Here is a 6,202-nt window from a genome sequence, read left to right on the forward strand (position 1 = left end):
TTACTTGAGTGCCTAACGTGAACCTACATCTTGATCAGAAACAAGTCATCGTGACCGGTGGGTCCAAGGGCATTGGCCTGGCCATCGCGCTCAACTTTGCGCGCGAGGGCGCGCGGCCAGTGCTGGTTTCGCGCCAGCGCAGCAATCTTGATAACGCTTTGGCAGCCTTTGCCAAAGAGGGCTTGCCCGCACCAGACATCGCCGAAATTGATTTGTCACTGCACGGTTCAGACCGCGCCTTGTTCGCTTTGTTTCCGGCTGCGGACATTTTGGTGAACAACGCGGGCGCCATTCCAGGCGGGAGCATCCACGACCTTGCCGAAGACGCATGGCGCGCCGCCTGGGAACTCAAGCTGTTCAGCTACATCAACCTGACCCGTTTGTATTTGGGCGCCATGGAAGCGCGCGGCCAAGGCGTCATCTGCAACATCATCGGCATGGCCGGAGCGGCGCCACGCTACGAATACATTTGCGGATCGGCCGCCAATGGCGCGCTGATTTCTTTCACCCAGGGCATTGGCGCCGGCAGCGTGCGCAAGGGTGTCCGGGTGTTTGGCATCAACCCCTCACCGACCCGCAGCGACCGCATCGAAGGTGTGCTCAAACAACAAGCGGCCAGCAAACTGGGCGACGCATCGCGCTGGCTGGAGATGACCCAGAAATTACCGTTTGGCCGCTTGGCCGAACCCGATGAAATCGCACAACTCGTCGTCCATTGCGCCTCACCCGTTTGCAGTTACCTGAGCGGTACCGTGTTGAACGTTGATGGCGGACAACAATACGCACCCAACTGAGAAAACCATGCACCCCGAACACAATTTTGAGTCCCTGCGCGATGGCGTGCGCAGCGTTGTTTCCCAATTTGATTCACGCTACTGGCAAGACATCGACGAGGCCCGTGCCTTTCCAGAAAAATTTGTGCAAGCCCTGACCTCTGCAGGCTGGCTGTCGGCCTTGATTCCCGAGGAATACGGCGGCTCCAACCTGAGCCTGGTCGAAGCCAGTGTGATCATGGAAGAGATCAATCGCGCCGGCGGCAACTCGGGAGCTTGCCATGGTCAGATGTACGTGATGGGTTGTGTGGTGCGTCACGGCTCAGAGGCCCAAAAACAAGCCCTGCTGCCCAAGGTGGCCAGCGGCGAACTGCGCATGCAGTCGATGGCCGTGACCGAGCCTTCCACCGGCTCGGACACCACACAACTAAAGACCTTTGCCGAACGCAAGGGCGACCGCTACATCGTCAATGGTCAAAAGGTCTGGACCTCCCGCCTGCAACACTCTGACTTCATGCTGCTGCTGGCGCGCACCACCCCGTTGGCAGAGGTCAAGAAAAAGTCGGAAGGCTTGTCGGTGTTTCTGGTGGACTTGCGCGAAGCCGTTGGCAAATCAATCACCGTGCGGCCGATTCGCAACATGGTGAACCACGAGACCAACGAGATCTTCATCGACAACCTAGAAATTCCAGTTGAAAACCGCATTGGTGAAGAAGGCAAAGGCCTCAAATACATCCTGGATGGCTTGAACGCCGAGCGCATCCTGATCGCCGCAGAGTGCATTGGCGATGGTTACTGGTTTGTTGACAAGGCCAGGGACTATGCCAACCAGCGCGTGGTGTTTGACCGCCCGATTGCCAAAAATCAAGGCATCCAGTTTCCGATCGCACGGGCCTTTGTCAACGTCGAAGCTGCCAGCCTGATGCGTTACGAAGCAGCGCGCTTGTTTGATGCCCAACAAGCTTGTGGGGCCCAGGCCAACATGTCCAAACTGCTGGCCGCCGATGCGTCCTGGGAAGCGGCCAACGTCTGTCTGCAAACCCATGGCGGCTTTGGCTTTGCGGCCGAATACGACATAGAGCGCAAGTTCCGTGAGACCCGGCTGTACCAGGTGGCGCCCATATCGACCAACCTCATCCTGTCTTATGTGGGTGAGCATGTTTTGGGCATGCCCAAGTCTTATTGAGCCGGTACAAAAAATATGGCACTACCTGAAACTTGGGACACCTTGCAACTGCAAACGCACGCCGATGGCGTGCTGCAAGTCACCCTGAACCGACCCGATGTCGGCAATGCCATCAACACCCGCATGGGGCAAGAGTTGCTCGACTTGTGGCTGAGCCTGAGCGACGATGCCGAGGGTCTGCGCTGTGTGCTGCTGACAGGCGCCGGCCCGAAGATTTTTTGCGCGGGCGGCGACCTGAAAGAGCGTAACGGCATGACACGGGCGCAATGGACGCATCAGCATGAAATCTTTGAACGCCAATACTGGGCGCTGGTAGATTTGCCGCTGCCCGTGATCGCAGTCGTCAATGGCCACGCCTATGGCGGCGGACTGGAGCTGGCCTTGTGCTGCGACTTCATTTATGCCAGCAGCCATGCACGCTTTGCACTGCCTGAAGTGACCCTGGGCATCATGCCCGGTATGGGGGGCACGCAAAACCTGCCCCGTGCGCTGGGTGAACGCCGCGCCAAAGAACTCATCATGACGGGGCAATCCTTCACGGCTGAGCAAGCACTGACGTGGGGTCTGGTCAATCAGGTCATAGCGCCCGAGCAGTTGCACAACGAGGCGCTGCGCACCGCACAAACACTGGCCCGCAATGCGCCCCTGTCGGTTCGGCAGATCAAGAAATCCATCCGCTACGGCGGTCAAATGGAGTTGCGCACAGCCTACCGGTTTGAGCTCGAGGCCTACAACCAGTTGGTGGACACCGAGGATCGGCGTGAAGGCGTGCTGGCCTTCAATGAAAAGCGAACGCCCCAATTCAAGGGCCGCTGATGGCAGACACCCACCCCATGCCCCCCTGGAGCGAATGGCTGGTGGATTCCCTGCACCGGTCGGTCGGGCTGAAAGACCGCCAGCGCGCTGCGCTGCACCTGATCGACTGGATGGGTTGCGCGCATCTTGGGCAGACCACCGAGGTCGGTGATGTTTTGCAACGCTGGTCACGCCAGCAAGCCCCTGGCAATATTTGGGTCTGTGGTCACGCCGGGTTGAACGCCGCTGAAGCGGTGCGCTGGCATGGTTCTTTGGGCAGTTGTCATGAACTCGATGATGTGCACCGCGAAGCGGTGGTGCACCCGGGCGACACGGTCATCCCAGCGGCGTTGGCCCTGGCACAGCGTGAAAACTCAAGCGCCGACGAATTGCTGCAAGCATTGGTGATCGGTTATGAAACCGGGATTTTGCTGGGCCTGCTGAGCGGCCCTGACCACTACGCCCGCTGGTACAGCACGGCCACTGTGGGCGTCTTTGCCAGCGCCATGGCCTGCGCCAAGTTGCTGAAACTCAGTAAGTCGCAAATGCAGCACGCGCTGGCCTTGGCAGGCATGCAGTCGGCCGGGGTGTGGCAATGCCGCCTTGAACCGGGTTTGGCCAAACAGATGGCCACAGGGCACAGTGCGCAAGCGGGACTGGTGGCGGCCGACCTGGCTGCAGCAGGCATGACCGGACCACTCTCCATTCTGGAAGGGCCGCTCGGTTGGCTGAAAGCCACCGGCGCCCTACCCGACGCGCCACGTGCGCAGTCCTTGCTGCAAGTCGGGGCTGACGGCGCCTGGCGCTTGCACGAGGTCAGCTTCAAGCCCTGGCCCGCTTGTCGGCATGTGCACCCGGCCATCGAATGCGCCTTGCACTTGCATGCGCAAGGGTTCAACCCAGCCCAGATTGACACCCTTAGGCTGGAGACTTATGCCGTCGCCCTGTCGTTTGCCGACCAGGCTTTTCCGCAGACGCCCCTGCAAGGCAAGTTCAGCCTGCAACATGGTGTGGCCTGGGCGCTGTGCCACGGCAAGTTCGGGCTGGAGGCCACCTCGCCAGAGGCTTTGGCTGATCCCCTCTGCGCACCACTGCGCCCACGTGTTCAACTGGTGTGTGGCCAGGCCCAAGAGCAGGCTTACCCGCAAAGATTTGGCGCCCGACTCGAAGTGCGCCTGAAAGATGGGCGAACAGCAGCCCATGAAGTGCAAAGCGTATTGGGTGACCCCGAGAACCCCTTGAGCCCCGACCAGGTGAAAGAAAAAGCCCGCGAACTGTTAACTGCCAGCGGCTTGACCAGCCTGCAGGCCCAAGAACTCATGGCCACTTGTCTGGCGCTGCCGCAAAGCCAAGGGCTCGGGCCTTTGTGGTCCGTGTTGCAGATGCAACATCAGTCCCAGAACGTGTCCAGCGCGCAGGCCAGCGACAGCAAGCGCTCATCCTGACCCGGAGCGGCGAGCAACTGGCACGACACAGGCAGGCCATTTGTCGGACAAGGAAACGACAAGGCGGGCGCACCCAAAATGTTGGCCAGACAAGCAAAGTCGGCCTGGCTGGCAGGTGCGGGCTGGGTGTGCGCAAAACTGGTTTGCGGTGTGGTGGGCAAAAGCAAGACATCGATGTCTGCGAACAGTCGGCTCGCCTGCGCGCGCAAGCCCAAAATGGCCGCCTGACTGCCGAGCCTCTTTTCAGGGCTCAGCTTGGCACCGTAAAACAGCATCTTTTTCAAGCCCGCGCTCAAGCCCGGCAACTCGGGCCCCAAGGCACGCAGCCAGTAGTCGGCCCCCTCCCACTCGCTCATCAACAAGGCTTGCAAACGGCTGGATGCCGGGCGCCAGTCGGGCAGGCTTGCCGGCTGCGATACAGCTCCCAGCGCCAGCAGGCGTTGTTGCGTGGCCTGCCAGGCCGCCAGCACGGCAGGCGCCATCTCCACATCGGTGGTCTGCGGCAACAGGCCAACGCGCAGGCCCTGCCAGACAACCGCTTGGGGCTCAGGCCACGACGACATGTCCAAGATGCAGCGCATTGCCTTGGCCAGGTCCAGCCCGTTGCTGGCCAGGGCGCCTGCCACGTCCAGGGTGGGGCTCAAAGGGACGATGCCTTCCATGGTCATGCGCGCTTGCGTCGGGATGAAACCAAACACACCGCAATACGCTGCTGGAATGCGCACCGACCCCATGGTGTCGGTGCCCAAAGCGAGGGTGCACAAGTGATCCGCCACGGCCGCAGCCGAACCGCCGCTTGACCCGCCGGGGGTGTAACCCTCCCGCAAGGGGTTCATGCACCGGCCGTACACCGGGTTGTCGGTGGTCGCGCCCAAGGCGGCCTCGTGCATGTTGAGCTTGCCCAGCAAGATCGCCCCGGCATCGCACAGGCGCTGGTACACCGTGGCAGATTGCTCTGGCATGCGCTGTACAAAGGCCGCTGTACCTGCGGTGCACGGCATGCCGACCACATCGATGTTGTCCTTCAAGGCCATCGGCACCCCATCGAGCGGCCCCAGTGGCGCAGCCTTAGCCCAGCGCATGGCACTGGCATGGGCCTGCTGCAGCGCCAGATCTGCAGACACATGCACAAAGGCATGCAAGTCCAGGTTGCGCTGCTCTGTGCGGGCCAGCTGCGCCCGCGTCAGGCTGACAGGATCGGTCAAGCCCTGCGCATAGGCTTGCTGCAGGGCCGCAGCGCTTAAAGGTGGAGGGTTTTGGCGCATCAGGATCAGGGCTTGGCGCTTGCCGGGTCTGCTGATTTTGCCGGGCTTGCAGCCGTGGGCCACAACACCGAAGCGATGGCCACCACGATCAGCAACACGGCCGCCCAATCTTGCCAATGCAAGGCTTCATTCAAAAAATAGGCCCCGCTGAATACGCCCAACACAGGAATGAACATCACGCTCAGTGTCGAGGCCAGAGGCGGCAAACTGCGCGCCAGCGACAGCCAGGCCGCTTGTGCAAAAACAAACACCCCGAATGCGTTGTAGAGGATCGACCACCAAGTGATGTCGGGGGGTGGGCCCCAATCGGAGCGCTCAAATACAAAGGCCAAAGCGCTCATGAGCAAGGTGCTCATGCAGGTCATCCAGAACACGATCGCCAGGGTGGGCACCTGAATGCGGGTGTGCCTGATTTGCTGCGTCCCCAAACCCCAAAAAGCCGCGGCCACCAACCCCAAAAACACGCCCAGGGGCTTGCCAGAAATGCTGCTGAATTCGTGCCAAAGCAGCAGCACCACACCCAAAGCAGCGGCCCCCACACCCAGCCAGCCACGCCATTTGAGTGTGGCGCCAAACCAGAACACGCCAAACATGGCCGAGAAAATCGGCATGGTGTAACCCAGAATCGCGGAGCGACCACTCGAGAGGTTTTGTACGGCCAAAATGATCAGCACATGCCAGACCAGCATGTTGGTGGCGGCCAGCACAAACAACTCTTTCCAGTCGGCCATCGGGATT

General features: G+C 60.8%; 6 protein-coding genes. 4 read left to right on the plus strand and 2 right to left on the minus strand.

The genetic code is table 11. From position 1 onward, the window contains the following. Positions 1 to 17 precede the first annotated feature (17 nt). From ACIQ3A_RS06920 to ACIQ3A_RS06935, 4 genes are read left to right on the plus strand one after another with little or no spacing between them, the layout of a single operon-like run. Positions 18 to 794, plus strand: coding sequence for a short-chain dehydrogenase/reductase (locus tag ACIQ3A_RS06920; RefSeq protein ID WP_396431018.1), 777 nt, complete (start codon positions 18 to 20; stop codon positions 792 to 794). Between the two features lie 7 nt (positions 795 to 801). Then, positions 802 to 1,959, plus strand: a complete 1,158-nt coding sequence (locus tag ACIQ3A_RS06925) for an acyl-CoA dehydrogenase family protein (protein ID WP_396431019.1) — start codon at positions 802 to 804, stop codon at positions 1,957 to 1,959. A gap of 15 nt (positions 1,960 to 1,974) precedes the next feature. Further along, on the plus strand, positions 1,975 to 2,775 hold the full coding sequence (locus tag ACIQ3A_RS06930) for an enoyl-CoA hydratase/isomerase family protein (RefSeq protein ID WP_396431020.1): 801 nt from the start codon (positions 1,975 to 1,977) through the stop codon (positions 2,773 to 2,775). After that, positions 2,775 to 4,199 (plus strand): MmgE/PrpD family protein, encoded by a 1,425-nt coding sequence (locus ACIQ3A_RS06935; RefSeq protein ID WP_396431021.1) that lies wholly within the window; start codon positions 2,775 to 2,777, stop codon positions 4,197 to 4,199. Before ACIQ3A_RS06930 ends, ACIQ3A_RS06935 begins: the two co-directional genes overlap by 1 nt. Here ACIQ3A_RS06935 and ACIQ3A_RS06940 read toward each other — a convergent pair. Both ACIQ3A_RS06940 and ACIQ3A_RS06945 read right to left on the minus strand, forming a co-directional pair. Beyond that, on the minus strand, positions 4,145 to 5,464 hold the full coding sequence (locus ACIQ3A_RS06940) for an amidase (protein ID WP_396431022.1): 1,320 nt from the start codon (positions 5,462 to 5,464) through the stop codon (positions 4,145 to 4,147). The two genes, ACIQ3A_RS06935 and ACIQ3A_RS06940, sit on opposite strands and share 55 nt — an antisense overlap. A gap of 5 nt (positions 5,465 to 5,469) precedes the next feature. Continuing rightward, positions 5,470 to 6,202: DMT family transporter (locus ACIQ3A_RS06945; RefSeq protein WP_396431023.1), on the minus strand; the 733-nt coding region annotated here is incomplete at its 5' end.

Origin of the sequence: Limnohabitans sp., from assembly GCF_044361985.1 — a bacterium.
Lineage (GTDB): Bacteria > Pseudomonadota > Gammaproteobacteria > Burkholderiales > Burkholderiaceae_C > Limnohabitans_A.